Genomic DNA, 297 nt, shown 5'->3' with positions numbered 1-297 from the left:
CTCCAGCGGCCGGGCCTGCCAGGCCTTGACCTCATCGGCCACGGCGTCCGTCACCGAGGAAATCAGGCTGGGTGAGACCTCGGTGCCGTACATCTCTTCGAGGTGGGCCTGTATCTCGCGCACCGTCATGCCACGGGCGTACAGCGAGATGATTTTGTCGTCGAAGCCGGCCCAGCGGGTCTGGTGCTTGGGGATGAGCTGGGGCTCGAAGCTGCCATGGCGGTCGCGGGGCACCTCAATGGGCAACTCGCCGAAATCGCCCTTGAGGGTCTTCTTACTCTTGCCGTTGCGGGTGTT

General features: G+C 64.3%; 1 protein-coding gene. It reads right to left on the bottom strand.

The genetic code is table 11. From position 1 onward, the window contains the following. On the bottom strand, nt 1-297 hold a 297-nt coding region (locus AVS7_RS14365), incomplete at both ends, for an IS256 family transposase (protein ID WP_020229110.1).

This window comes from Acidovorax sp. MR-S7 (assembly GCF_000400995.2).
GTDB lineage: Bacteria > Pseudomonadota > Gammaproteobacteria > Burkholderiales > Burkholderiaceae_C > MR-S7.
Note: the sequence above shows the minus strand (reverse complement) of the source record. Positions and strands in the feature narration are given on the sequence as shown.